The sequence below is a fragment of the Staphylothermus marinus F1 genome, from assembly GCF_000015945.1.
Classification (GTDB): domain Archaea; phylum Thermoproteota; class Thermoprotei_A; order Sulfolobales; family Desulfurococcaceae; genus Staphylothermus; species Staphylothermus marinus.
Map to the genome: position 1 here is coordinate 932,919 of NC_009033.1, position 24,178 is coordinate 957,096.

General features: G+C 35.4%; 29 protein-coding genes, 1 tRNA gene and 1 other RNA gene. 17 read left to right on the top strand and 14 right to left on the bottom strand.

Annotated features, from left to right (window positions below):
* The 3 genes from SMAR_RS04935 to SMAR_RS04945 all read left to right on the top strand — a co-directional run bounded on the left by SMAR_RS04935 (nucleotide 1) and on the right by SMAR_RS04945 (nucleotide 1,807).
* A tRNA-Ala gene (locus SMAR_RS04935) sits at nucleotides 1-117 on the top strand.
* A 72-nt stretch (nucleotides 118-189) separates the two neighbouring features.
* Entirely contained in the window at nucleotides 190-924 is a 735-nt protein-coding gene (locus SMAR_RS04940) for a DUF432 domain-containing protein (RefSeq protein WP_011839242.1), read from the top strand.
* Nucleotide 925: 1 nt separating this feature from the next.
* A complete protein-coding gene (locus SMAR_RS04945; protein ID WP_011839243.1) occupies nucleotides 926-1,807 on the top strand; it encodes a mechanosensitive ion channel family protein in 882 nt (293 codons plus the stop codon).
* A gap of 23 nt (nucleotides 1,808-1,830) precedes the next feature.
* On the opposite strand, the gene SMAR_RS04950 is transcribed toward SMAR_RS04945, so the two are convergent.
* Entirely contained in the window at nucleotides 1,831-2,082 is a 252-nt protein-coding gene (locus tag SMAR_RS04950; RefSeq protein ID WP_011839244.1) for an Lrp/AsnC ligand binding domain-containing protein, read from the bottom strand.
* Between the two features lie 48 nt (nucleotides 2,083-2,130).
* Here SMAR_RS04950 and SMAR_RS04955 point away from each other — a divergent pair, with 48 nt between their 5' ends.
* On the top strand, nucleotides 2,131-2,718 hold the full coding sequence (locus SMAR_RS04955) for a DUF367 family protein (protein ID WP_011839245.1): 588 nt from the start codon (nucleotides 2,131-2,133) through the stop codon (nucleotides 2,716-2,718).
* A gap of 75 nt (nucleotides 2,719-2,793) precedes the next feature.
* The gene (locus SMAR_RS04960) at nucleotides 2,794-3,114 is read left to right on the top strand and encodes a helix-turn-helix domain-containing protein (RefSeq protein WP_011839246.1); all 321 of its coding nucleotides are present in this window, start codon (nucleotides 2,794-2,796) and stop codon (nucleotides 3,112-3,114) included.
* Between the two features lie 18 nt (nucleotides 3,115-3,132).
* On the opposite strand, the gene rnpB is transcribed toward SMAR_RS04960, so the two are convergent.
* The 5 genes from rnpB to SMAR_RS04980 all read right to left on the bottom strand — a co-directional run bounded on the left by rnpB (nucleotide 3,133) and on the right by SMAR_RS04980 (nucleotide 7,115).
* An RNA gene (gene rnpB / locus SMAR_RS08310) (RNase P RNA component) lies at nucleotides 3,133-3,476 on the bottom strand.
* A 903-nt stretch (nucleotides 3,477-4,379) separates the two neighbouring features.
* Nucleotides 4,380-4,868, bottom strand: a complete 489-nt coding sequence (locus SMAR_RS04965) for a hypothetical protein (RefSeq protein WP_011839247.1) — start codon at nucleotides 4,866-4,868, stop codon at nucleotides 4,380-4,382.
* A gap of 81 nt (nucleotides 4,869-4,949) precedes the next feature.
* Entirely contained in the window at nucleotides 4,950-5,726 is a 777-nt protein-coding gene (locus SMAR_RS04970) for a DUF72 domain-containing protein (RefSeq protein WP_011839248.1), read from the bottom strand.
* Nucleotides 5,727-5,768: 42 nt separating this feature from the next.
* Nucleotides 5,769-6,179: an AbrB/MazE/SpoVT family DNA-binding domain-containing protein gene (locus SMAR_RS04975; protein WP_011839249.1), complete on the bottom strand. Its 411-nt coding sequence runs from the start codon at nucleotides 6,177-6,179 to the stop codon at nucleotides 5,769-5,771.
* Between the two features lie 126 nt (nucleotides 6,180-6,305).
* Complete coding sequence (locus SMAR_RS04980; RefSeq protein ID WP_011839250.1) at nucleotides 6,306-7,115, bottom strand: phosphoribosyltransferase family protein; 810 nt, start codon at nucleotides 7,113-7,115, stop codon at nucleotides 6,306-6,308.
* 162 nt (nucleotides 7,116-7,277) lie between these two features.
* Between SMAR_RS04980 and SMAR_RS04985 the strand changes: the two genes are divergently transcribed.
* A complete protein-coding gene (locus SMAR_RS04985; protein ID WP_244372332.1) occupies nucleotides 7,278-7,697 on the top strand; it encodes a hypothetical protein in 420 nt (139 codons plus the stop codon).
* Nucleotides 7,698-7,719: 22 nt separating this feature from the next.
* Nucleotides 7,720-9,366 (top strand): DEAD/DEAH box helicase, encoded by a 1,647-nt coding sequence (locus SMAR_RS04990; protein WP_011839252.1) that lies wholly within the window; start codon nucleotides 7,720-7,722, stop codon nucleotides 9,364-9,366.
* 11 nt (nucleotides 9,367-9,377) lie between these two features.
* On the opposite strand, the gene SMAR_RS04995 is transcribed toward SMAR_RS04990, so the two are convergent.
* A complete protein-coding gene (locus SMAR_RS04995) occupies nucleotides 9,378-10,058 on the bottom strand; it encodes a hypothetical protein (RefSeq protein ID WP_011839253.1) in 681 nt (226 codons plus the stop codon).
* Nucleotides 10,059-10,136: 78 nt separating this feature from the next.
* Here SMAR_RS04995 and SMAR_RS05000 point away from each other — a divergent pair, with 78 nt between their 5' ends.
* On the top strand, nucleotides 10,137-10,502 hold the full coding sequence (locus SMAR_RS05000; protein ID WP_011839254.1) for a hypothetical protein: 366 nt from the start codon (nucleotides 10,137-10,139) through the stop codon (nucleotides 10,500-10,502).
* Complete coding sequence (locus SMAR_RS05005; protein ID WP_244372335.1) at nucleotides 10,499-10,822, top strand: hypothetical protein; 324 nt, start codon at nucleotides 10,499-10,501, stop codon at nucleotides 10,820-10,822. The genes SMAR_RS05000 and SMAR_RS05005 overlap by 4 nt, the downstream gene beginning before the upstream one ends.
* A 67-nt stretch (nucleotides 10,823-10,889) precedes the next feature.
* Here the strand turns inward: SMAR_RS05005 and albA are convergent, their stop codons facing one another.
* Entirely contained in the window at nucleotides 10,890-11,186 is a 297-nt protein-coding gene (albA, locus tag SMAR_RS05010) for a DNA-binding protein Alba (protein ID WP_011839256.1), read from the bottom strand.
* Nucleotides 11,187-11,346: 160 nt separating this feature from the next.
* Here albA and rgy point away from each other — a divergent pair, with 160 nt between their 5' ends.
* Nucleotides 11,347-15,009, top strand: coding sequence for a reverse gyrase (rgy, locus tag SMAR_RS05015; RefSeq protein ID WP_011839257.1), 3,663 nt, complete (start codon nucleotides 11,347-11,349; stop codon nucleotides 15,007-15,009).
* Here rgy and SMAR_RS05020 read toward each other — a convergent pair.
* The 3 genes from SMAR_RS05020 to SMAR_RS05030 all read right to left on the bottom strand — a co-directional run bounded on the left by SMAR_RS05020 (nucleotide 15,006) and on the right by SMAR_RS05030 (nucleotide 16,649).
* Nucleotides 15,006-15,275, bottom strand: a complete 270-nt coding sequence (locus SMAR_RS05020; RefSeq protein ID WP_011839258.1) for a DNA-binding protein — start codon at nucleotides 15,273-15,275, stop codon at nucleotides 15,006-15,008. The two genes, rgy and SMAR_RS05020, sit on opposite strands and share 4 nt — an antisense overlap.
* A 436-nt stretch (nucleotides 15,276-15,711) precedes the next feature.
* Entirely contained in the window at nucleotides 15,712-15,978 is a 267-nt protein-coding gene (locus tag SMAR_RS05025; RefSeq protein ID WP_011839259.1) for a hypothetical protein, read from the bottom strand.
* 77 nt (nucleotides 15,979-16,055) lie between these two features.
* The gene (locus SMAR_RS05030) at nucleotides 16,056-16,649 is read right to left on the bottom strand and encodes a hypothetical protein (RefSeq protein ID WP_052833841.1); all 594 of its coding nucleotides are present in this window, start codon (nucleotides 16,647-16,649) and stop codon (nucleotides 16,056-16,058) included.
* 223 nt (nucleotides 16,650-16,872) lie between these two features.
* Here SMAR_RS05030 and SMAR_RS05035 point away from each other — a divergent pair, with 223 nt between their 5' ends.
* Together SMAR_RS05035 and SMAR_RS05040 are read left to right on the top strand one after the other, a co-directional pair.
* Nucleotides 16,873-17,601: a DUF2208 domain-containing protein gene (locus tag SMAR_RS05035; protein ID WP_011839261.1), complete on the top strand. Its 729-nt coding sequence runs from the start codon at nucleotides 16,873-16,875 to the stop codon at nucleotides 17,599-17,601.
* The gene (locus tag SMAR_RS05040; protein ID WP_011839262.1) at nucleotides 17,573-17,824 is read left to right on the top strand and encodes a hypothetical protein; all 252 of its coding nucleotides are present in this window, start codon (nucleotides 17,573-17,575) and stop codon (nucleotides 17,822-17,824) included. Before SMAR_RS05035 ends, SMAR_RS05040 begins: the two co-directional genes overlap by 29 nt.
* A 373-nt stretch (nucleotides 17,825-18,197) precedes the next feature.
* Here SMAR_RS05040 and SMAR_RS05045 read toward each other — a convergent pair whose 3' ends face one another.
* Both SMAR_RS05045 and SMAR_RS05050 read right to left on the bottom strand, forming a co-directional pair.
* Entirely contained in the window at nucleotides 18,198-18,680 is a 483-nt protein-coding gene (locus SMAR_RS05045; protein ID WP_011839263.1) for an HIT family protein, read from the bottom strand.
* A gap of 3 nt (nucleotides 18,681-18,683) precedes the next feature.
* Nucleotides 18,684-19,058 carry a hypothetical protein gene (locus SMAR_RS05050; RefSeq protein ID WP_011839264.1) on the bottom strand — a complete coding sequence of 125 codons (375 nt, stop codon included), beginning with the start codon at nucleotides 19,056-19,058 and terminating at the stop codon, nucleotides 18,684-18,686.
* On the opposite strand from SMAR_RS05050, the gene SMAR_RS05055 reads away from it, so the two are divergent.
* Entirely contained in the window at nucleotides 19,057-19,872 is an 816-nt protein-coding gene (locus tag SMAR_RS05055; protein WP_244372338.1) for an A24 family peptidase C-terminal domain-containing protein, read from the top strand. The two genes, SMAR_RS05050 and SMAR_RS05055, sit on opposite strands and share 2 nt — an antisense overlap.
* Nucleotides 19,873-19,889: 17 nt before the next feature.
* Here the strand turns inward: SMAR_RS05055 and radA are convergent, their stop codons facing one another.
* Nucleotides 19,890-20,849: a DNA repair and recombination protein RadA gene (radA, locus tag SMAR_RS05060; RefSeq protein ID WP_011839266.1), complete on the bottom strand. Its 960-nt coding sequence runs from the start codon at nucleotides 20,847-20,849 to the stop codon at nucleotides 19,890-19,892.
* Between the two features lie 154 nt (nucleotides 20,850-21,003).
* Between radA and SMAR_RS05065 the strand changes: the two genes are divergently transcribed.
* The 4 genes from SMAR_RS05065 (at nucleotide 21,004) to SMAR_RS08555 (ending at nucleotide 24,159) form a co-directional block, all read left to right on the top strand.
* The gene (locus tag SMAR_RS05065; protein ID WP_011839267.1) at nucleotides 21,004-21,429 is read left to right on the top strand and encodes a hypothetical protein; all 426 of its coding nucleotides are present in this window, start codon (nucleotides 21,004-21,006) and stop codon (nucleotides 21,427-21,429) included.
* An 89-nt stretch (nucleotides 21,430-21,518) separates the two neighbouring features.
* A complete protein-coding gene (locus SMAR_RS05070) occupies nucleotides 21,519-23,363 on the top strand; it encodes a threonine--tRNA ligase (protein ID WP_011839268.1) in 1,845 nt (614 codons plus the stop codon).
* A gap of 37 nt (nucleotides 23,364-23,400) precedes the next feature.
* The gene (locus SMAR_RS05075; RefSeq protein WP_011839269.1) at nucleotides 23,401-24,003 is read left to right on the top strand and encodes an ASCH domain-containing protein; all 603 of its coding nucleotides are present in this window, start codon (nucleotides 23,401-23,403) and stop codon (nucleotides 24,001-24,003) included.
* A complete protein-coding gene (locus tag SMAR_RS08555; RefSeq protein WP_169696939.1) occupies nucleotides 24,004-24,159 on the top strand; it encodes a hypothetical protein in 156 nt (51 codons plus the stop codon).
* The last annotated feature ends 19 nt before the right edge of the window (nucleotides 24,160-24,178 follow it).

Genomic DNA, 24,178 nt, shown 5'->3' on the forward strand with positions numbered 1-24,178 from the left:
GGGCCGGTAGCTCAGCCTGGAAGAGCGCCGCCCTTGCACGACCCCTATAATAGGGGGTCTGGCACCGGGGTCGGAGAGAGGCGGAGGTCCCGGGTTCAAATCCCGGCCGGTCCACCATATATTTTCTAGACTTATATTTTTGTGAATACATTATTTCATAATTGCTTGGTTGTTTGGATGGTGGTTTTCATGGTTTCTGCAGAGGTTTTAAATGGTTATGGTGTTTTAGGCATTGATAAAGAATATATTGTTGGCAAATACTTGTTGTCTTTGGAGAAGATTAGAGATGAAATTATAGTTTATCGTAGATCTATTAATAATAATGTTTTAGTTGAGCAAAAAATCATAGGTTTTGACAAGGTTTTAATTACTCCATTCTATCCTGTCCTACTACCTCGTAAAATAACTAGTTTTGTCCTCGTAGACTTCTCGGAGAAAATAAGGCTTGCCCCCAACTCATATACTGAAATCTACATATATATACCCGTTGATATCGCAGTATATGTTTATCGAGATACGAATTTTGACATAATAGATGTTATTGAGGGGGCTGATCCAAAATATGCATTATATGGATCAACTAGTATGGGTGTTATAGCTAGATATAGTGTTTCAAAAACATATGTATCTGAACCAGAACCTGTTTTTGGAAAAGCAGTTTCACTACTCAAAATACATAATACATTGGATGAATGGGTATTATTCACACAGATCCTCCTAGATTCAAATAATCTATCAATATATTACCGGGAGAAATCATGGAAAGCTTATACTCAAGAAATAAATGTAACCATAAACTCTAAAACAACTGCTTCAATAAAATATGGTAGATCTTTTAGGAAAGGTCTTAGAAGAATAGATGATCCAAAAGATTTTAAGCCTCCCCGTATAAGTCCTGGAACCGAAATGTTGTGGGGGATATGAGTTGAGTGAACAATTAAATATTACATCTGGCTTCACGTGGTTGGAGACAATTAATTGGCTAGGAATATTGTCTGCAACAATAATATTGGTTATAGGCTTATTCATATCAATAATTACCAAGAAGATAATATATAGGGTATCAATAAGATTCATGCCTCAAACAATAGCTTATAATCTCGCGAGAATAATCTATTATACACTAGTAATTATATTTGCAATATCAGCACTAAGCATCTTAGGAATAAACCTTACAGGGCTAATAATAGCTGGTGGATTCCTAGGCATAATACTCGGCTTCGCACTACAAAGCATAACGGCAAACCTAGTATCAGGAATATTCCTCTACTGGGAGAGACCATTGAAACCAGGTGATTTCGTAGATATTAATGGACAACTAGGGATTGTTGAGGATATATCGATAATGTCCACTAAGATCCGGGGTTTAGACGGTGTATTAATAAGGATACCGAATAATGAAGTATTCAACTCAGTCATTAAAAACATTGGAGCAACACCTGCTAGAAGACTAGAATTCATTGTAGGAATAGCTTATAGTGAAGATGCTGAGAAAGCATACCAGATCATCAGGAATGAATTATCTAAACACCCATTCATACTAGCCAAGCCGGAGCCAGATGTTTATGTTGAAGAATTAGGGGATAGTAGTGTGAATATAAGGGTTAGAATGTGGGTTCCAAGCAGTGAATGGTATAATGTGAAGAAGGAAATTATTTGGAGAATTAAGAAAGCAATAACAGAGGCAGGAATAGAGATTCCGTTCCCACAAAACGATGTATGGTTTAGGTCGCCGTTGAAAATAATTGTTAAAAAAGAAGATAGTGGTTATAAAAATATTGTGAATGATGAGAAAAAGAATAGTTAATATAACCAATTATGATTCATTTACTACTTCTTAATTCTCTCCTCAACAATAACCATTGTACTAGTTGTCCTAATATCTGGGAGCTTCCTGATCTTATTGGTTATTACTTCTCTTATCTTCTCGAGGCTTCCAGCCTCGATCTTAACTATTATATCATATATTCCATAAACTATGTATGCCTCAGTGATCTCAGGTATTTTGATGAGCTCCTCCATAACACGTGATTCCGCACCAATATCTGTTTGGATAAGGACTATTGCTCCGGCTTTAGCCAATTAAACCACCTATTCTTCACTGTGTCCAATATATATTTTGGGGGTTTTATGGATTATAATTGTTTAGCTTATAGTATGGTTTATGGGATTGAACAAGTCTTGGCTCAACGGAGACATTTACCTAGGATAATGATTGTTTATTACCGAGAAGATGATCCTGCTAAGAATACTGCTTTAAAAATGATCCGTAAAAACCTAGCCATACATATATATCCACGTAGAATACATGGTTCACCAATAATACTCGACCCCTACAGCAACAAGTATTTGGGGCCATGGGATCACATATATGTGGAGAAACATGGTATAGTCGTAGTCGATGCTAGCTGGAAAAAATTAGCTCCTAGAAAAACAATTATGATTAGGGGACAACATAGAAAACTCCCACCCCTCCTACCAGGCAACCCTATAAACTATGGTAAACCATGTATATTATCAAGTATTGAAGCAGTAGCTGCAACACTATATATAACAGGTTTTATTGAAGCATATGAGAAACTATTAGGACTATATAAATGGATGAAAACATTTCATACATTAAATAATGAAGTGTTAGAAGCATATCGCAGAACAAGAAATTATAATGAATTATTGGAAACAATAAAGGATTATTGGGGAGAAAAACCCCCATGCTAACTATCAATTATCCATTTATAAATATCTAAATAAATAATATATTGATGAAAACACTCATAACAGGTGAGAAAAGCCTTGAACATAGAGGATCTAAGTAAGGAGAAAATAGAGGAAATAATAAATGATTATAAGAAAGGATTACCGGTAAAGGAAATAGTTAAGAAACACAACATATACTTAGCTCTCCTCTATGAAATACTTAGAAAATACAACATACCATTAAGGAAAACAGAAAAACAAAAAATGCCAACACATAAGAGGAAAAAGAAATCAATCATAAAGAAAATAGTGAAAATGTATAGGAGAGGAACAAGCATATACAAGATAAGCAAACAACTAGGATTACCAACATCAACAGTATACTATATATTAAAGAGACAAGGACTCAAAAAATAAGAAAATACAATAGAGGGGAGGGGCGGGCCATAACCCGCATTCTGTACAAGCTGCATTAGACTATGCGGCCCCCAACAGGGGGTTGCGCGGCCACCTCATCCCCCCTAATAATTAGGGGGGCCTTGCACCCCACGGGACCGGCCGTTTCAACGCATCCACCGCCGTCCTCAACGGGTTGCTGAGCCCCCGTTGCCGGGGGCTCCTCACCGCTTCATCGCCATCCGAGCGGTGGCCGTGTCGTTTCTGTGCCGGAGCCGCGGCTACTCGCCGCGCCCCGTTTCGGGGCCGTGGAGCCGCGGGGTGTGCGGAGTTTCCTCACCCCCTCTCCTAGAGTAGGGGGCGTGAGCAGCTGACCCGCCCCTCCCCTCTATTATTCATTAATTTATATAGGACCCGTATAATGGTTTGGTTTATTGTTTCGTAGCTGGGGGGTTGATGGTTGTGTTTTTGTATGTATAGGGTGTGAACTCCCCAGTTTCACGGTATGGTTTCGACTGAACCCACCATACATCTCAACGAATCTGGTCCATGGAGAGGGGGGTTTTGGCGGGGTTGTTTTCTATGGAAAAATGAGAACTCCCCGGTTCCTCTCTATGGCTTCGCCTCGAAGAGGCCTTTATAAACCCCTTTATAAACCCCCTCTCCCCCCTGTTTCATATGGAACAACTAGAAAGCAGTATTATTAATTATTTATTATCGATAACATATACTTGTTTGTATAATGAGATCAATGTATTTAAACCATAAAAATAAAAAATCCTTTCATAAATACAGATTTATTTTACTAATCAAATATTTTCTCAAATAAACCAATTATGCTTTCTCCACAGGAAATTAAGGGGTGAGGGTTTCTATATTGAAACATGATCTTATGAAGGGGGCTTGTCCGGTCTTCTATTGATATGTTCTATTTGGGAACCGGGGGGTTAGCCTCTATGGTTTCGCCTCGACGAGCCCCTGGATTCTGGAGTCGAAACCATACAGAGGAACCGGGGGGTTTCCAATGTAAGATCCTTCCAACCCGTGATCCCCAAGCCCCCTTCCATTTAGTTCTTGCTTAACATAGGGGAAACCGGGGGGTTCACATCCAGTCATTAACAACACACTAATTTTCAGCCCCCTCCAAGATATGTGTTCAATTAGGATTTTGTTTGATCGATTTGATCCGTAGGGGTGGAACTCCCCGGTTCTAAATGGTTTTACTAGTCTGAGATTCCAAATCGTTAAATAAAATTTTAGTAGAGAAGGGAGGAGGTAAAAATTGTTTATGAAATCGATAATACTAGTATGTATATTAGTGGTAATCCTATGATTAAGTATGCTATTGTTATTAGTAGTGTTGGGTTTAGTAGTGTCTCTTTGAGTCTATCAATTCTCAGCATCAATGTTATTATGCTTAATACTGTACCTATACCTAGTAGTAGGTGTGCTGTTGCATATGTGTAGATGTTTTTGTAGAATTTCATGTCAACACTGTATTTAACAGTGGATCCTTTGATTTGATTAATTGTTATTGCATAGAATCTTCTACCAACAAATGTTGTATATTCATAATTTATTATTGTGTTTTTGAAAGAAGCTTTTCCCGCTGTAGGTGATAAATCTACGAGTTTCCATCCTGTTCCTGGTATTTCGTCTTCTAATTGAAGCGTTCCAGTCTGTATATTTGGTGGTAGTGCTAGATAGTATGATGCTATAGCTATTCCAGCTACTAGTATTGCTAATAATATTGTGTCCATTATTCCAAGCTTCAACTATTATCACCGTCTCTTTCAAAAATATGTTTTCCACATATATTCGGATTAACGGGTTTCAAGTATTTAAACAATTATATTCTATACAGGTGTTAAGCTGGGGTGTTTTTTGAGGATTTCTTTGAATCTCATAGAATCATCCAGCATGTATACATTGTTGAATAATACATATGCTGTTTCAAAAACTCTCTGCTCAAGTATTGTGGCGAGTTTCTCGAGGTCTTCAACACTATATTTATACCTATAATTTACTTCGCCCCCTCCTATACCATGCAACCTATAATACGCGACTCCATCAACTATGCTTACTGGTTCATACCTAAACGGGTCAACTACATGTATTATGCGGTGTTCACGGAGGATCTCCCCGTATTCGCTAATGTGTTTAGCCCATTCACCCCTCGGTTCCCATCCAATCAAATACTTGTTAGAAATAATTTCTCCAGTTTTATCGAAGAATTCTAATATCCATTTCTTTGATTCTTCATTGTAAGGCATTGATCCAGGTGTTTGTAAAACTATGATTTTAGCTTCTAGAACATCTGCTATCTCCAATGTCTTTATTAATGCTTCAAGGTTTTCTCTTGTTGGTTTAAGCCATCCATAGTTTTCAATATTTCCAGCTGGTTTGTTTTTGAGTTTTCTCCATGTAGGGCTTCTATATGGATGAGTTATTACTTGCCATGCTTTAACTGTGAACTCGAATTCTCGGGGGGCTTCAGCTCTGATTTTCTCAGCCCATTCCCTGCTTGGTAAGTTATAGAATGTATTTTGTAGCTCTACTAATCTATGTATTTTATAGTATTTTCTCCTAGAAACAGGGAATCCACAGCATCCTATCTTCACTACTTTACCCAAAGATTACTAGCCTCCTACTAGTTGATTTATTGTTTAGAATAGTTAGCTATGTATTTCTTGTGCTCTAACTTCTCTGACTGGTTCTAATTTTTTCAATGAATCCTCTAATTCTTTTAGATTAGTTATTAGTGAACGGGAGAGGTCGACCACCATATAGCATTCTCCGATTTCTCCTCGTTTCAACACTATACATTTTGTTGCTATAATATCTATTCCTCTATCAGCTAGTTCTCTTGTTAGCTCAGCTAATACTCCCGGCCGATCCTCTACTCTAATCGATAACTCTACAAGTTTTGCTCTTTCAGGTATTGGGGACACAATTATTTCTTTCTTCTCTTTATCAGCTATTAATAGAACAGTCATTCCCTCCCTTATATCTAGGGCTTCACGTATTGTTAGGGGAATAGTTATTCTGCCTTTAGAATCAACTTTCACGATCTCCCTTATCTTCATAAGCAATACACCGTTGAGAACTCGTTTCTATATTTCTCTTTATGAGTAATTATATTGTTTTATATATAAAAATAAGTTGCCCACCATGTTCCCAAATATTTGATTCTTCCATTATTAAAAAACATGTTAGAAGGGGTATGGTATTTTTGTTAATGGTTTAACATTGTATTCTTCTAGTCTTGTCTTCCATTTTTCTCCGAGTGCTAGTATGACTATTATATCCGATATCTTTGCTCTAGCTCTTTCAAGTAAACTTATTACTCCACTAAGTGTTTTACCCGTATATACTACATCTGCTAATACTAGGACATTATCTCTTTTATTGATAAGGTCTTTGTCTAGGAATAGTGTTTCGGATTCCTTAGGTGATCTAACAATTATTGCGCTATAATAGTTTACTCCTGGATATGCTCTTCTCTTAACCAATACTATTGGTGTATTCAATTCTAATCCGATCATTGTTGCTAATGGTAATACTGATTCAGCTGTAGCTATTATTTTCGTAATATTCCTACCGGCAAGCTCGAGTATTAACATAATAGTTAGTAATCTTATAATATATGGGTCTTTGAGAACACGTGATAAATCAATAATTGTGCTTTTCTCTCTTTCAACAAGTTCTCTAAGCAGATAATCTATGTCTATGGATAAAGATATTTTAGCTAAAATATTTACTGCTTGTTCATAGCTTGGAATAATGTTTCCACGAACATAGCGGCACAATACTGATTCAGGTATTCCTGTGAGGATTGATAATGATTTATAGGAGAAGCTGGGTTTTAATAGTCTTAGAATCTCGTTAGCCATTAATCTTGCTTTTAACTTGTTGAGCTTTGGTGAACTATATATTTTATTTATTCTCTCAACCATATAGTTTATTTCTGCTTGACTAGGAATTCTAACCTTTATTTTTCTACCCGATACTTTACGTCCCAACTCCCTGTACACCTTTCCCGCAATAATTATTTTTTACATTATTTGATTTAAAACATAGTATTAGGTTTTTAAATATGTGTTTTAAACCCATTATTTATTGGGGGATGAGCATGGTTTTAAGTGCTGATCTGGTGAAGAATAACCCACGCGGTGACCCCTGTATTGATTAAATCAATAGAGTTTGACCCGATTCTTTCATTGTTTAATATTAGAAGAGATCATTTATACGAGGTTGTAGGAGAATCTATTAGTTCGGGAGAACCATATGTTTTAATGTGTCGTAGATGTGGGGATTTCGAGGTATGCTTGTTTCTCCAAGCATCTCCTCTAGGAGGGGATGAGTATAGGGTTTTGTTTCATGGAGTAATAGTTTCCGTAAGCCACGATAAACAATTGGATCGGGATCTAGAATATGTTTTTAGATTAACAGATACTGTTCGCAGTGTTAAGGGTAGGGTCTATTTTTATATACCAAGGAATATTTCTGTAAAGGCATACAGGTTTTTATGTGGATCTGGTGGATTGAATAATGTGTATTACCGTATATTACCTGTTGAGGAAGCAATGATTTATTTGGGATAAGTATGGTGTTGGTGATTGTTTATTGATCATTTTCAAGTCTAAGCGTTGGCTTGAAAACGATGAGTTTAAAGAGATTCTACGTGTGGCTGATTATAATGGTTTTGAAAAGGGTGTTGGAGGAGTTTTTGTTTTTAATATTGATAAAGCGTTAAGGAATGGTTATGGTTTAGAAGATGTTTTAAAATTAATAGAGGATTATGGTTTGGAAATTGATTCTTCTAGTTTAGAGGAGTTGAAGTCTCTTTATAAATCATTATCTATACTTGTTATGTGGAATAGTAGTAATGGTTTTGTCGAATTACACGTTCCAACAAGTATTGATCGTAGGATTAAAAGTGTTTTGAGAGAGAGCGGTGCTCGTTTCAGAGGTTATCGTGGAGACCGTGTTGTTTATAAATTGATCCCTTATAAACTATGGGATCTAATAGGTGTTCTTAGAGGAAAAGGGTTTGAAATAATTGATCGTAGCGGATTGTTACGGGATAAAAAACTACCCTACAAGATCGAGCTTAGAAAGGTAGAGCTTAGACCTTATCAGAGAGAAGCATTGGAGGCTTGGATAAAGAATAATGGTAAAGGAATAGTTGCTCTCCCCACAGGTTCTGGTAAAACACTCATAGGTATAGCAGCTATTGCTCAAACGAGTCTTAGAACATTGATAATAACTTATACTAGAGAACAAATGTTTCAGTGGCGGGAACAAATATATAAGTATACAACTGCTGAGCCTGGCTTGGTAGGTCTTATTTATAGTAGGGAGAAAAGATTAGCTCCAATAACTATAACTACTTATCAGAGCGGTTTCAGGAATATTAAGGAATTATCTCCTTTCTTCGACTTATTAATTGTTGATGAAGTTCATCATTTACCAGCTGATAAATTCAGATACATAGCTATACATAGTATTTCAAGGTATCGAATGGGTTTATCGGCTACTCCTGTGCGTGAGGATGGACGGCATGAAGAACTTTTCCCCTTACTAGGTGGAATAATTTATTATCGATCAGCAGCTGAGCTGGCAAATATGGGTTATCTTGCTCGTTATCGTGTATTAACTATCAAGGTCGGTCTTAGAAAGGATGAGAAAAAATTATTTGAAGACTTAAGGAAAACATATAAAGTTTTAAGTGGTGGTAGAAGCTTCAACGAAGTCTTGGATTCTGCTCTTAAAGGAGATGAGAAAGCTAAGAATGCTTTGAGAATACATAATCAGATGAGAATGATTCTTGCTAAATCTAAGTCTAAAATAGATAAAGCAGTTGAGATCGCTGAGAAAGAGTATAGAAGGGGGTCAAAAATAATAATCTTTACCCAATACATTGAACAAGCCAAGGAGATCGCTGAGAAACTTAACGCTTATCTCTTAACAGGCGAGGTTCCAGTTGAGAAGAGGAAAAGAGTGCTTGAAGAATTCAAAAATAGGGATAATGGAATACTTGTTGTAACAACAGTTGGTGATGAAGGATTAGATATACCTGATGCAAATGTGGGAATAATTGTTTCAGGAACTGGTTCGCGTAGACAGTTTATTCAGAGGCTTGGAAGAATTCTTAGACCTAAACCTAATGGTGTAGAGGCTAGGCTGTATGAAATTGTTCTCGAGAAGACTCCGGAAGAGTATCATGCTAGGAAACGTAAACGTGTTGATCTCGATGAATACTTATATTAGTTACTGATTTTCTATAATAGTATGTCGACCATGTGCCAGAAAAGTATTTTCTCTATTCTCGGTTTAGCTGGTTTATATGCTTCTACATGGATCTCGTTATTTCTACGTTCAATAACTATGTATGGCTCAACTATATTATTTTCTCTGATCAGGAAGCCGAGCATGATTTTTCGAGGATATTCTTTAGTATATTTTTTTAGAGCGCTTCTATAAATTGGATCAGTGAATTCTCTTCTTCTGGAAAGCCATGTTAGTGGGGTATTAATGTAGTCTATAACCATGTAATCAATATATTCTTCATTAATGTTTTCGACGTGTATGGTAAGGTTAGTTCTTAGTTCTTCTCGGCCACTTTTTTCTATTAACTTATACGTTCTATAGAGGATCTCTATATTTATAGGTGATATGTCTAGCCATGTATCTCTTAATAGTTCGATACATCTACTGTTTTCTAGTATAGAACACATTGTTAGAATGGTTTCTCTACTGATTTCTTTAAACACTATTGTGAGAGGGGCTATTGGTTGATAAAATGTTTTCTTACCTATTCTTAGCAGTGAATATCCTGGCTTAGTATTGAAATGAATTTGTTTAATATCTTGCTTAATTGCTTCTAATAATAGTTTTCCGATTTCATCATAGCTTAAACTATATGGTTCCATCAATATTGTCCCGGAAACTATTCTCGGCATATTTTTTCCCATAAAGTACTGTTGAGGGATTACAATATATAGCTGTTATAGTTTATAGATAGGTTTAGGGTGTTATATATGGGTAGCTATGATGAACACGGGTTTAAAGTATTAAGAGTGTTTCAGGCTAAGGCTCGTATTGGACAAGTTCTTAATGGTGCTAGTCATCTTGTTTTGAAGCCTGAAGACCTGTCTAGTCCTGTTGCTTTTCAAATGGCGATTACTAGGATTATGGATACGTTGATGAAGAGTCTTCAGGAAGGACCTAAGAGAAGATATGTTGCTGAGATAAGATTTAAGGATAGCATGGGTAATCCTGTTGTTATAGCCGTTGATCTAGGGGAGTCTCCTCCCCCATTTAGTAGTAAAGAGGTTAAGGCTAGGATAATTGTGGAACTATACGAGGAGGAGCAGGGTACTGGTGGGTTAGAAGAGTATACGTGAGGAAAAATAGATTGGTTATTAGTGAAGAATGTAGATCTCGTTGGAGCAGGTTACTGAAGAAAAGAGAGCTTATAGCATATTATCTATTATGTGTTAAAAAGAAGAATGATGTATGGAATACTGGTGATATAGTAGATGTTCTAGTTAATGAGTTATTGCTTAACAATAAAACTGCATATAACGTTTTCCGTAGACTTAAAAGAATTGGTTTACTTGTTCGCGTAGGGGAATATATGTATAAATGTATAGATTTCACTGAGTATTTTGATGAGTTATTGAAGAGTTATGTATGTGTTAAAAAGTTGAGGAGAAAACCCTAGAGCTCTATATATGGTGTTTTATTTAGAAAAACTACTTCGTATTATTGTACTGGTTTAACTGGCTTCTTTACTCTTTAACTTTGAGTTTTATCTCGATAGTGCTTACTCTGGTTTCGCGTCCGGCTGGGTTTGTTACTGTTTGGCTGCCGATGTTGATGTCTTCAATGTCTACTTTGCCTGGTAGGAATCTGTTCCTAACTATTTCAACTGTGTCTACTGCTTTGCTTATTGCTCTTCCCCTAGCTTTTACAACGATTTCTTTGACGCCTTGGTGTATTAGGGTTAATACTGCGATTACATAGTTCATTACGGGTTTTTTACCTACTAATACAGTATTTGCAGCTTGTGGTTGTGCCTCGGCCATTTTTGTTTCACCTAGTTGATTAGTTGTTTCTTTGTCTGGGAGTCTTTAAATACTATATAGTCTATAAAAGCTTTTCTCTCATCTTTTAATCGGTGTTATCGGGTCTTTTCTTTTTAAACTAATTGTTTAAAACAATTCTTTCAACGAGGGTGTTTATAAGTTGGAGAAAATACTTGATCCTATATATAAAAATCTTTGTCCAACTTGTCGTGGAGATGTTTTTGCTAATAGTTTATGGGATTTTGGAGTATGTGGAAAATGTAGTGATGAACCGGGAAATTCTATTAACGCGGTCACTTTATATCATGCTTTTAAGGAGGATTTAGAAGATTTTACGCATTTCTTCGGAAAAGCTACCGGAGATCTCAATCCTTGGGGTGCTCAGTTAACGTGGGCTAAGAGATTATTGAATGGTGAGAACACAGTTATTGTTGCACCAACAGGCATGGGTAAAACAACTCTTCTAATAGTTTATAGTGTATATGTTGCTAAGAACTATAATAAAAAAGTATTATTCCTCGCACCTACACGGGCGTTAGCTAAACAGATCTATACCAGGATTATTGAGGCCGTTAAAAATGTTTGTGGGACATGTATTAATGTATTGTTTTATGATTCAGGATTAAGCAAGAAAAGAAGAGAAGAAGTACTCCTAAAGATTAAGAATAATGAGTATGATATACTTGTTTTAACAAATCATTTCTTAATCAGACACTATGATCTCCTTGATCCGAATCATATTGGGTTAATAGTTATAGACGATGTTGACTCGTTGATGAGGAGCTCCAAGAATATATTGAGGCTTATGAAACTCCTTGGTTTTCGAGAGGAATTAATTGAGAAAGCCAAGAAGAGAAACTCTATTATATGGAAACTAATGCTTTCAAAGTCGTTGAATAAGGAGGAAGATTATAGAAAATATATTGAGGAATTAATAGAGATTGAAGCAGAGATAGATGAACTGCTGAGGAATTCTAGCAGGAAACAAGTAGTAATAGCTTCCGCTACTGGTAGGATGAAGGGTATTTATGCAAAGGTTATGCGGGATCTCTTAAGAATAGATGTTTCAGGGATCACTATTTATGGTAGAAACATAACTGATACATATCTATTAATAAGTGATCATGTAAGAGACACTGATAAAATACTAGGCTTTATAGAGACTCTTGGCCCAGGAGCTTTAATTTTCATAAGCCCAAGACATCCTTTAAAGAAGAATTTAATTGAATTAGTCGGGCTATTAAGGAGGAAGCTTGAAGAGAAAGGATACCGTGTTGCTGAAGCTAATCCTTCAACTATTAAAAAGTTTGTTAGAGGCGAATATGATTTTCTAATAGGTAGTTCCAGCTATTATGGAGTTAGTGTCCGCGGCATAGATGCTCCTGAAACCATAAAATACGTATTATTTATTGGTACTCCACTATTCACAGTCGAGCTTGGCTCGTTTCTTGCATCTCCTAATATGCTTATACGTGTCTCGTTAATGTTAAGTGAAGTTCTTGGTGATCAAAGGTTTCGTGGAGTTGCCTCTACAATAAGAAAGCTAGTTTTTCCACTCAATAATGGCGAGATAAAACTATTATCTATGTTGTTAAAAAATAAGATAACAATTAATGATCTTGGCAAGGATTCCCGTATAGTTAAGGTTTATGAACAAATACTGGATTTCTATAATGATATAAGAAAATCTCTTGAAGAATTATTATCTAAGAAAAAAGTTGTTGATATGAATACTATTACCTTCTACCACGATAATAACAAGTTCTACGCTTTAATTCCAGATGTAATGACATATATACAGGCAAGCGGTAGATGTAGCAGATTATATTTAGGAAAAATGACTCATGGATTATCCTTGGTTGTAGAATATGATTTTCTAAGTAATTTAGTTAATGGATTAAGTCTTAAGATGAACATGTTTAGCCGTGGTTTTGGTTTCAAAGATATTAATGATATTGATTTATATGAGGAGAAAAAGCTTTTAGAAAAGACTAGGAAAGAACTGAAAGGACTTGTTTTAACTTATAGAAACATATTAGTAATAGTTGAATCTCCTACTAAAGCAAAAACTATTGCTAGGTTTTTCGGAAAACCTGTTAGGAGAAAAATTGGTTCAATAAGTGTTTATGAGATACCTTTTGTTAAAGACTCTGAAGTTATACATTTAAATATTGTAGCTACTCGTGGACACTTATTCGATTTAACAACTGATCCCTCTATTCCTAATCATGGTGTTCTAATAGAGAATAACAGAATATCCCCTGTATATACTTCAATCAAGCGTTGTAGAGTTTGTGGTTATCAATTCACTTATGGAGATAGATGTCCTAGATGTGGTAGTACAAGTTTTACGGATTCATATGAGGTTGTAAATGTACTTAGAAAACTTGCTCAAGAAGCTGATGAAGTATATATTGCTACTGATCCAGATATTGAAGGTGAAAAAATAGCTTATGACGTCTACTTGACTATTAAGGGGTTCGTAGATAGGGTTTGGCGTATAGAACTACATGAAATAACACTTAATGAGTTCTTGAATGCTTTGGAGAATAAAAGAAATATTAATCTAAAACTTGTTGAAGCCGAGATTTATCGTAGAGTGCTGGATAGAGTTATAGGTTTTAGTTTAAGCCAAGAACTTTGGAGAAAATATTCTAAGAACTGGTTAGGGGCTGGAAGAGTACAGACTCCCGTGTTGGGATGGATCATTGATCACTACAATAAATATGTTTCTAATAAGTGTAGGAAAATAATATATATTACTGAGCGTGAAGGCCTCAAGTTCTCTATATGTATTGATTTAAAAGATAGAGATCTCTACGAGAAAATGCGTAGCGTAGAATATGTAACACTTGTATTGAAGAATTCTAGAATAGAAACATTTAATCCTCCACCACCATATACCACAGATGAACTATTATATGATGCTTCCCGTATAGGTATACCTTCAACCCTCACTATGAAGATAGCTCAAGAACTCTTTGAATCGGGGCTAATAACTTATCATAGAACAAGTTATCACTACGTATCATCAGCTGGTATAAGTGTTGCTTCTAAATATCTTGAAAACAAGAATCTATCGAAACATTTTCATCCAAGCCATTGGGGCAATAAAGGGGCTCATGAGGCAATACGTCCGGTTCATCCTCTTGATAGGGAGGATCTCGAGAAAGCTGTTGTTGAGGGAATAATTACTCCTACAATCCCGTTGACTTGGCTACATTATCGCATATATGACTTAATCTTTAAGAGATTCATATCTAGTCAAATGAATCCATATAAAGCTCTTATCAGCGAATACGATGTTGTAATCAATAATGAGATAGTTAAAACACTTGTTTTACCTATTGAAGTAGTTGAGGAAGGATTTAACATTGTTATGAGACCGAAGACCTATGGTTTCCTTAAAGGACATGATAGGATCGATATAAGCATTAAAGATATTAAGACGATGATTACTTCCACAAAGCCTCTCTGTTCAGAAGGAGGCTTAGTTAAGTTAATGAGGGAGCATGGATTAGGTAGGCCAAGTACTTATTCCAAGATCATAAGTAATATTGTGCGTCACGGATATGTTATTAGATCTAAGAAGAGAGGATTCTTAATACCTACTAAGACCGGTATAGAAGTATATGATTATTTATCTAATAGTTTTCCAGAGCTGGTATCTATTGATACAACTAGGGATATGGAGATGAGGATCGATTTGATAGCTAAGGGAGAGATGAGAGCGGCTGATGAGATAAGTAGAGTTATAGATAGAATTAGGAGATATAAGTTGCCATTATCGATAAGGGAGGTTGTAGCAGAAGCTTCCGCCTAGTATTTTCTCCTGATCTTCAATGCAATATATGATCTCATTCTTCCCCTTACTCTCTCGCTTCCAATTTCAATATCTACTAATTCAATACTGTTTCCAAGACGATCCTTTAATGCCCAATACACGTCTATGGCTCTACTTATAAAGTCTCCTCTCCCCTTTAATATAATATTATCTACTCCTTCTTGAAAACTAATTATTGCTTCAAATACATAGTCATCAATTGGTCTTTTACCAATATCAATTATTTTTGTTGTCGGCGAATACAATTCTTCTACCTCCTCCCCCTCAGTATCTTAACTGTGTATTGTTAAGGTCTATACCTAATATTTAAGGTCTTCTACAATGGTGCAACTAATACGAGCAATATTATAGCTATATTGGATATTGCAACCTCACTATTAACTGAGCCACCTAAAAAAGCAATGAACAAATGCTTATATTGAAGGCTTGGTTGCAAGTATTAAGGTAACGAATACTGATGCAGCAATAGCTTCATAGACTATTCGTTTATTTAAATACTATAATTGTTTTGGAGATTGTGAAAACCATGATTGTTTTAATTATTGAGTTCGCTTTGTAAACCCCTATAATATAATGGTTAATGGAACGTGGATGAAGGGCTCTGTATGATCTGTGTCGAGCCCCAATAGCTCCCTCAATGAAGAGAGTGAAAACCCAACCCAAGAGGGGGAAGCCCGCGCATCATAAAGCACGGGCAATCACTGTTAATACAATACGTACATCAGAATAACTTGTATTGAATGATGTATATGATAATATCATTCCATATAAGCTTAGTAAGCCGAAAGAACATATTCCCGGCAATATAGAATATTCTTTACCACTACTCTTTTTCTCAAAAAGTACGATACGAGTTCTTTCTCTTTTTAAACCTATTAGAGCGCCCATTAGAAATGAAATAATAATTTTGAAAACAATGTCTGTTGTGGGATCATTAAGGAACAACATAGTTACTGCTTATGATGTAATGTTCAGCTTGGGTTCGATGATTCATCATCCCATATGGTCTAGGGATAGGGCGTTCATCACTTGGTGTCCCGTAATATATTCTTAATAAATGCTTCTATATTATATCTAATTCGTTCAATATCTTCAGCATGTTCTTCTTCGATGCATTTTATGAATAATGTTTTAGGTAGTTGTAGAAGATCGCTATTTATGATCTTTTCTTTTTCTAAGAACCTTATAGTTTGATACCTTTTATCTAATCTACAATAAATATACGCTACAATATCGTCGTTGATCTCCATCAAACAAAATGTTTTTGATCCTAGGACTTCTCTTCTAATTATTTTATTCTTGTATACACTGCATAAGCACATATTGTTTTTTAAAGTAATATAGTAATCTATACAAATACTCGAGGTTTTCATAGATAAATCTCTAATTGTAGATTCTATCTTATTGAGTAATTCAGAAAGCAGTCTTATAGGCATACTTATCCGTGCTTCTAGCGAATATGGAGATGTGATCATGGTTTTATAGCCGTATTCTCTTGACAGAACCTTCTCTATCTTGGTTAGGGGAATTTGCCTAGGAGTTTCTACGAGTAATCTAATTATTAACATAGGCTCGGATGGGGATAACTTCTTCACCGAATAAGCATCCGTCTCGGGCATTTCCTCATCGCCTTTTCCATTATTGTAATCATAATGATTAATAAGATGTGTCAGTAACACGGACCCTCTTCACAACTATCTGATAAGTGGCGATTCATCATCCACTATTATGGTTTTGTTTTAGGAGTATTATATTATCTGCTAGTAAAAATTGATTTATAAAGGAGTATTAATAGTTAATACTGTACAGTTTATTTACAGTTTAAGAATTGTGTGATCTAATATGATGAAACAACCATCACGTAAAACCTCGCTACTTATAAGTCAGGTAAGTATATTGTTGATTTCTTTAGTGACAGCTTTCATTCCACAATATTACATATATATTTTCATATTATACTTCATCATAATAATGGCTTTCATGTTTAGAAGTACTAGGAAAATGAGCAAGATACCTCCTAAGAAAGAACTGGGATCGCCATTGTTCAAGGAAAATAATGCTATAAAAATAGCAATGCTGGATAAACTCTTAACAGCTGAGTTAAAAAAACAGTTTACAGCATCTATGAGTTTACTATTATTAACTTTCTTAGTGTTCATAATATTTCCTCTCTATAGACAATTCGTATTTGTCCCAGTACATGAGCTATTATCGAGTATTATAGGCAATCCCGTCCTCGTCAACTTCTTAGACTTCTTTATAATGTATGAATTTGTATTCGGTATCCTCAGTATACTTAGATTCTTTATTATGGGTAAAATGAGCGGAGTCAACATTATGTTGCCACAGAACTTCATACTCTATAAAAAGGGGATCATCGCCAATGATAGGTTCTTCATAGAATTAACAAGCGATCTATGCTATAAATATGATTTAAAGAGGCATTTCGTAGAGTTAAGGAGTAGAACTAATAAGAATTTCAGAGTAAGATTATATACTGATTCTACATCTGACCTGTTAAACAAGATTAAGGATTTAGGGGTTGTTCAGTGTGCCGAAGAAGAAGTATAACTGTATAGTTTGCGGTAGAGTATTTCCTGAGGGACAAGGTATTATTATAGAATATGATGGTCTACTACTTACCTTCCATAGCAATAGATGTGCATCCAAGTTTTTCAGGGAACTGCTTGAAAGAGTTCCTCCCGACGAGTTAAAAGATTATATTAAACGCTTAGTTTCAGAGTATAATGAAAGGCTGGAGGCTTTTAGAAAGCTTAGATCAAAGAAGATATGATCAGTTCGCGGTAATGTCTTCATCCCCTACGGGTCTCTGGGGGGCAAGTGTCTTCATCTCGTAAAGAAATTATTGTTTCTGCAGTGTTTTAATTCTATTCTTTATATCTTCTACTATCTTATCTGTTATGCCCATTTTTACTGCTAATGAGTAAGCTTTTTCTAATGCTTCTTTCTCACTAGAAGCTTTAACATTAAATATTATGTTTGTCCCAATTATTGCTACTCTATATCTTGTATCGCCTAGGAAAATATATGATTCAATTATTCGGAAATGTGATTTGCTGAGCAGTTTTATTCACCTATGTATTGTTTTCAGCTAAACCCTGCCTTCATCACTAATCAGTGATCGAGGGCTTCTTCACCATTAATAATCATTCCCAGTTTTCCCTTATTATCCTATATGTTTCTTGTAGGCTAATAGGCAGTGTCTTTGTTGAAGCAATTATAGCCATGAAATTAGAGTCTCCAACCCATCTAGGAACAACGTGTATGTGTACATGTTCTTCTACACCTGCACCTGCGGCTCTCCCAATGTTTAATCCTATGTTGAAACCATCTGGGGTAAATGATTTACGTAATGCTTTTATGGATCTGTTAAGTAGTTCTATCATCTCCGTCAGAATTTCTGGTTCTAGATCCTCTATTGAAGGCGTATGTTTATATGGTACTATGAGTAGATGCCCACTATTATATGGGTAAGCATTGAGTACTACATAGGAGTATTTTCCTCTGTAAACAATATATGCTTCATTATCTTTTTTCTTAGGTAATTCACAGAATATGCATATCCTCTTGGGTTTTAATGTGGAACGTATATATTCGTATCTCCAAGGGTTCCAGAGTATTCTGTACAATTTTTATTTCACCATGAAATATTCTAGTGGGTTATTGTTTATATCAGCAACTATTTTAATTATTAGTGGTGAGTCTATGGTTTTTATCCTAAAATAGGTCCCGTCCCAATATATTTGTATAAATACTTTGTTTCCATGTATGATACTTGCTTCTTTGAGATTAATTGTTAAACCGCTTAGATAATCTATTGTTTTCCTCTTATAGTATCTAGTAACGGGTTTATCATATGCTAGAACTATGTATTTGGTATTGTTTTCGAAGATAATATAAAGAGAAACTTTATTTTTGATTAATGGTTTTATTCTTTTAAGAATGCTTTTTATGTTGCGGCTTTTCATATCGGTGCTTATAATGTTTAACATTGGGTGTTTGTTCATGGCTATACCCTTGGATATACATGTATTGATCGATTTGGTTAAAATAGTGTTTTCCTTAATTGTTTTATTTATTTTTTCTATATATGATATTAAGTATCGGGATATACCAGATATTTATGTATGGTCTTTTCTGGGAATTAGTATTGTATTGTTTATTTTTACTATTACACAGTATGAGTTTACAGTGTTTCTTATAAGTTTTATAATGATGTCATTATTGTTTGGCGGGGGGGTTCCTTTAGCACTTTATTTCCTAGGCTATATGGGTGCTGCAGATGTAATAGCTATTGTTTCGCTCGCTTTTCTGTTTCCTTACACGGATATTTATAAGTATTCTTTACTAACTAGTGGTGTGGAAGGTGTACATATTCCCCCAGTTTTTGTTATAATATTGTATTCTACTATAGTGTATTTGGTATATCTACCATTTAAAATAATGTATATATTACTGGTTCACCGAGATAAGCTTCCGAGAAACATTAGCTATTTACTTAAGCTCATATATTTGCTTACTGGTACACCTATGAAGATATCAGATTATTTGAGGAAAAAACATTATTATCCGTTAACAGTTTTCAAGGAGAATGACCAGGGTGTTGAGGTAATATATAGGAGCTCATTTAGTGTTGAAGAAGACTATATTGATCATCATGAAAACCTTAAACGCTTAATTAGTAAAGGCAAAATTTCTCCGAATAACTATATATGGGTAACTTATGGTATTCCGTATATTGTCCTATTATTATTTGGATTAGTTATGTTATTGATTATAGGGGATTATCCATTATTGTTGTTTCTCAAGTTTTTAGTTTAATATATATTAATTCTGCCTTACTCTTCGGGATCACGTATTCCTTCATCAACTATTACAAATATAGCTTCTCCTTCTGGAAGGTGTGGTGCGTCTACTACTCTTGCTATGCGTTTGTGTCCCTTAGCTTTTCTCAGCTGGACTCTAACTCCTGGAGTGTGAGCTAATACGTGTCCTCCAACTGCTTGTGTTGGGTCTCCATAGAACACGTCTGGCCTAGCCATTACCTGGTTTGTTACTACTACCGCGATATTGTATGCTTCAGCGAGTCTTACTAGTTGGTGTAAGTGTTTGTTGAGTTTCTGTTGTCTCGCCGCTAAATTTTCTCTTCCCGGATATTCTGCTCTGAAATGACTTGTTACAGAATCAATTACTACTAGTTTCACATTGTGTTCCGGCACGAACGAGAATAGTTCTTCAACTATTGCTATTTGGTGATCGCTATTATATGCTCTCTGATAATAAATATTCTCCATCACTTCATCTGGATCTAGTCCTAATCCTCTAGCCATAGCTTCTATTCTTTCCCATCTAAAGGTTCCCTCGGTATCTATATAGACAGCTCTACCGGATAATCCTCCTCTCTCAGGTGGTAGCTGTACATTAACACTTAGCTGGTGACATATCTGTGTTTTCCCAGTACCATATTCTCCGAAGAATTCTGTGATTGTTTTTGTTTCAATACCTCCCCCCAATAAGTCATCTAGGTTCTTGCTACCTGTGGTTATTTTTCTAACGCTTAGTCTCTCGAGTTTTACTTCTTTAGCTGTTTTGAATCTTATGCCTAGTAATTTTCTAGCATTAGCTATTATTCTTTCCGCTGTATGTAAGGGTATTCCTACTTTTTCAGCTAGTTCTTCTGCACGACTTACAACTATTGCCCATGGTGTTGTGAATCCTGCAGCTTCTAGTTTATCAGCTATGCTTGGGCCTACCCCTGGAATATCTCTTATGGATTTGATTTCTTTCTCTTTGGACATTTTCTCCCCAACCCAATATATGGTGTTTATAAATAGACCTATAATACTTTCGCTGCACTACTCACATTTAGTATAAACAATATGGGTTAATAAATATAGTCATCTATCAATATAATAGGCCATATTTATTTCATATAAAATGAGGGGTGCAGAGTTGTTTACTGTATCAGTTCAGCTTTCAAGCATTAATGCAGAGAGATTATCCGAGAATTTACCTCCAAAAATACAGTTCAATGTTAACTTAGCGCTTCCAGCCAGTAATCCATACAGGAGAAATAATCAATACCTTATACCATTCACCTTCACCGTTTCATCTATGCCTCCTGTTGTACAGATAGTATTGAAGGGAAACGCTATTGTTATCACTACTAATAAAAACGAGTTAGAAAAGCTTGAAAAAGATATTAGGAATAAGAAGATCCCGCCTCCAATCGTACAAGCGGTTTTCACAAACATGCTTGCAGAAAGTATATTGTTAACTAGATCCCTAGGTGTGCCTCCACCATTACCTGGATTACCACAAATTCAACCTATGCAATCTAGAGATAAAATAGGCCAACAACCAAGCACAGTTATTTAGTCAGAATAGGTTTTGGAATAGAAGATTTTTATCCAGTATATTTGATATGAGAATTACTAAGCAAGAAGTATCTGTGTGGTGTATACTAATTGAGGATATTAACAATACATGCTAGAAAATTTCATTATAAAGCATTATCACAAGCTCTAGATAAACCCGAGGAACTTACTAATGAAAATAAAGAGGGTTTCTTTGAGAACGTTTTAGTTGTCTTTACAAGTGTTGAGGAAGGAGATAATGAAAAAGTTGTTGAGAAAGCTGTTACTGAAATACTCGATATAGCTAATAGGGTTAAGCCGAAAACTATATTGTTATATCCATATGCTCATTTATCATCTGATCTAGCATCGCCTAGTCAAGCACTAGAAATTATGAAGTTGTTGGAGCAGAAACTACGTGGTAAAACAGATTTAGAAGTTTATAGAGCACCTTTTGGATGGTATAAGGAATTTATGCTTGACTGCTACGGCCACCCATTAAGCGAGTTATCTAAAACGATAAGAATCACTGGAGGCGGAGAAGTTGTTAGGCGGGAATTGAAGAAGGAATTCTATATATTGACGCCGGACGGTAAGGTTTATGATCCAGAAAAGTTTAACTACGATAAATATCCTGATCTAAAAATACTTGTTGATAAAGAGGTTTTTGGAAAAGAACTTCCTGGAGGAGTTAATAGAGTAAATGATTACTGTAGGAAATTCGGGTTTGAATGGGAACCCATGAGTGATCATGGACATATGAGGTATGGGCCTCACGCAGTAATTATAATGGAGTCTATTATGCAGTATTCATGGAATATTGTGAGAAGTCTAGGAATACCAGTTTACAAGGTTATGGGTACTAATATGTTCAATTTATCAGAAAAACCTGTTCTTGAACATGCTCTATTATTTGGTGATAGATTATATGAGCTTAAAGTTGATAATGAGAAATTTGTATTAAGATATGCTGCTTGTCATCAACAATTCGCTATGTTAAGGGATTGGATTATTAGTTATAAGAACTTACCATTTGGAATGTTTGAAGTAGCTGATAGTTATCGTCTTGAGCAGAGGGGAGAACTCAACCTGTGTTTCAGACTTAGAAAATTCTATATGCCCGATCTACATATCTTGAATAGAGATCTAAATGAAGCAATTAAGATATCACGTATAGTGCAGGATAAGATTCTCGAAGAAATAGCTAAGATTGGTAGAAAATATGTGGCACTATATAATGTTACTAGTGATTTCTTCGATAAATACCGGGATATTCTCATAGAGTTTGTGCGCAGAGAAAATTATCCAGTACTAGTATCTGTTATACCTAGTGGAATATATTATTGGGTGCTAAACGTTGAATACCATATTATAGATAATTTGAATAGACCACGCGAGATTGCAACGTTTCAGATAGATATTGGTAATGGTGAAAGATTCAATATTACATATACTGATGAGAAAGGAGAAAAACATCATCCAGTAATCATACATACAGCAATTATTGGTGGTATTGAGAGGTTCATATATACAATATTTGATACAGCGGCATTAATGGAGAAAGAGGGTAAGACACCATATATACCAACATGGTTAGCCCCGGTGCAGGTAAGAATTATACCTATAAAGAACGAGTATTTGGATTATGCAGAAAAAGTTGCTGAGAAAATAGAGAATGCTGGGTTTAGAGTAGATATAGATGATCGTGGTGAGAGCTTAGGGAAAAAGATAAGGGATGCTGGTAGAGAGTGGATACCATACATAGTAGTCATTGGCGAAAGAGAAGTTAGGAGTAATACTATAAATGTTAGAATAAGGAGAACAAATGATCAAAAAGTTATGGTTACCGACGAGCTGATAAGGATCTTAGAGGAGGAAACAAAGAATTATCCCAGAGTATCCTTAACAATGCCTAAGTATCTGAGTAAAAGACCTATACCTAGTTATCATGCATGAATTTTTAATTAATTCTCCTCAATGATTGGGGAGCAATTTGACGACTAGGGGATCTAAGAAATTTATTGGAAGACATTTAATGGTTAAGGGGAAATATATAAATGATATTCTTAGCGGTAGAAAGAAAGCTACTATTAGGAGAGGAATTGTCAAACCTAGATATAAAGAAATAATAGTTCATGGGGCAGGAAGACCTATAGCGAAAATCTCTGTTGAGAAAGTATATTATAAACGCTTATATGAATTAACAGATGAAGATGCTGTGAAAGATGGTTTTTCTAGCCGTAGAGAACTAATTGATGAGTTGAAAAAAGTTTATCCAGACATAAAAGATGATGAATGGGTAACAATTATTGAGTTCAAGGTTGTTCAGAGACTGGATCATTTAGAAACCGAGGATCCTTATCTAGGACTAGAACCAGCAGACATTGCCCGCATAGCACTTAGGTATTTAGAGAATGAATTAGATGAAAAAGATAAGGAGATCCTATTAGATCTTACGAGGACAGGCAGCATCCGATCAACTACGGTAAGATTATTCGGAACAATTGATAAAAGATATGTTGTGAGAAAAGTTTTAAGAAAAGCCCTTAATAAACTGGTCGAAAAAGGAATAATTAAGGTTAGGAAGGGAAAATAAATGACATACTGGATACTTCGATGTAAAACATGCGGGAATAAATGGAAACTACTAGTAAGCTATCCGTTGAAGAAGGAGTTTAAAGAGCTCTATCATTATTGCCCATACTGTAAAAGAAATACTTACCATGAAATAATTGAATATATAGAAGAATGATGATTCCACGGGAAAGACC

Bases quoted from the DNA above. Each gene is read 5' to 3' on its own strand.
- SMAR_RS04995 (WP_011839253.1), bottom strand. From the start codon at position 10,058: ATGCCGAGAATAGTTTCCGGGACAATATTGATGGAACCATATAGTTTA.
- SMAR_RS04955 (WP_011839245.1), top strand. From the start codon at position 2,131: ATGGATTATAATTGTTTAGCTTATAGTATGGTTTATGGGATTGAACAA.
- SMAR_RS05030 (WP_052833841.1), bottom strand. From the start codon at position 16,649: ATGCCCGAGACGGATGCTTATTCGGTGAAGAAGTTATCCCCATCCGAG.
- SMAR_RS05025 (WP_011839259.1), bottom strand. From the start codon at position 15,978: ATGTTGTTCCTTAATGATCCCACAACAGACATTGTTTTCAAAATTATT.
- SMAR_RS05055 (WP_244372338.1), top strand. From the start codon at position 19,057: ATGGCTATACCCTTGGATATACATGTATTGATCGATTTGGTTAAAATA.
- SMAR_RS04975 (WP_011839249.1), bottom strand. From the start codon at position 6,179: ATGAAGATAAGGGAGATCGTGAAAGTTGATTCTAAAGGCAGAATAACT.
- SMAR_RS05050 (WP_011839264.1), bottom strand. From the start codon at position 19,058: ATGAACAAACACCCAATGTTAAACATTATAAGCACCGATATGAAAAGC.
- SMAR_RS08555 (WP_169696939.1), top strand. From the start codon at position 24,004: ATGACATACTGGATACTTCGATGTAAAACATGCGGGAATAAATGGAAA.
- SMAR_RS05035 (WP_011839261.1), top strand. From the start codon at position 16,873: ATGATGAAACAACCATCACGTAAAACCTCGCTACTTATAAGTCAGGTA.
- albA (WP_011839256.1), bottom strand. From the start codon at position 11,186: ATGGCCGAGGCACAACCACAAGCTGCAAATACTGTATTAGTAGGTAAA.
- SMAR_RS05000 (WP_011839254.1), top strand. From the start codon at position 10,137: ATGGGTAGCTATGATGAACACGGGTTTAAAGTATTAAGAGTGTTTCAG.
- radA (WP_011839266.1), bottom strand. From the start codon at position 20,849: ATGTCCAAAGAGAAAGAAATCAAATCCATAAGAGATATTCCAGGGGTA.
- SMAR_RS04940 (WP_011839242.1), top strand. From the start codon at position 190: ATGGTTTCTGCAGAGGTTTTAAATGGTTATGGTGTTTTAGGCATTGAT.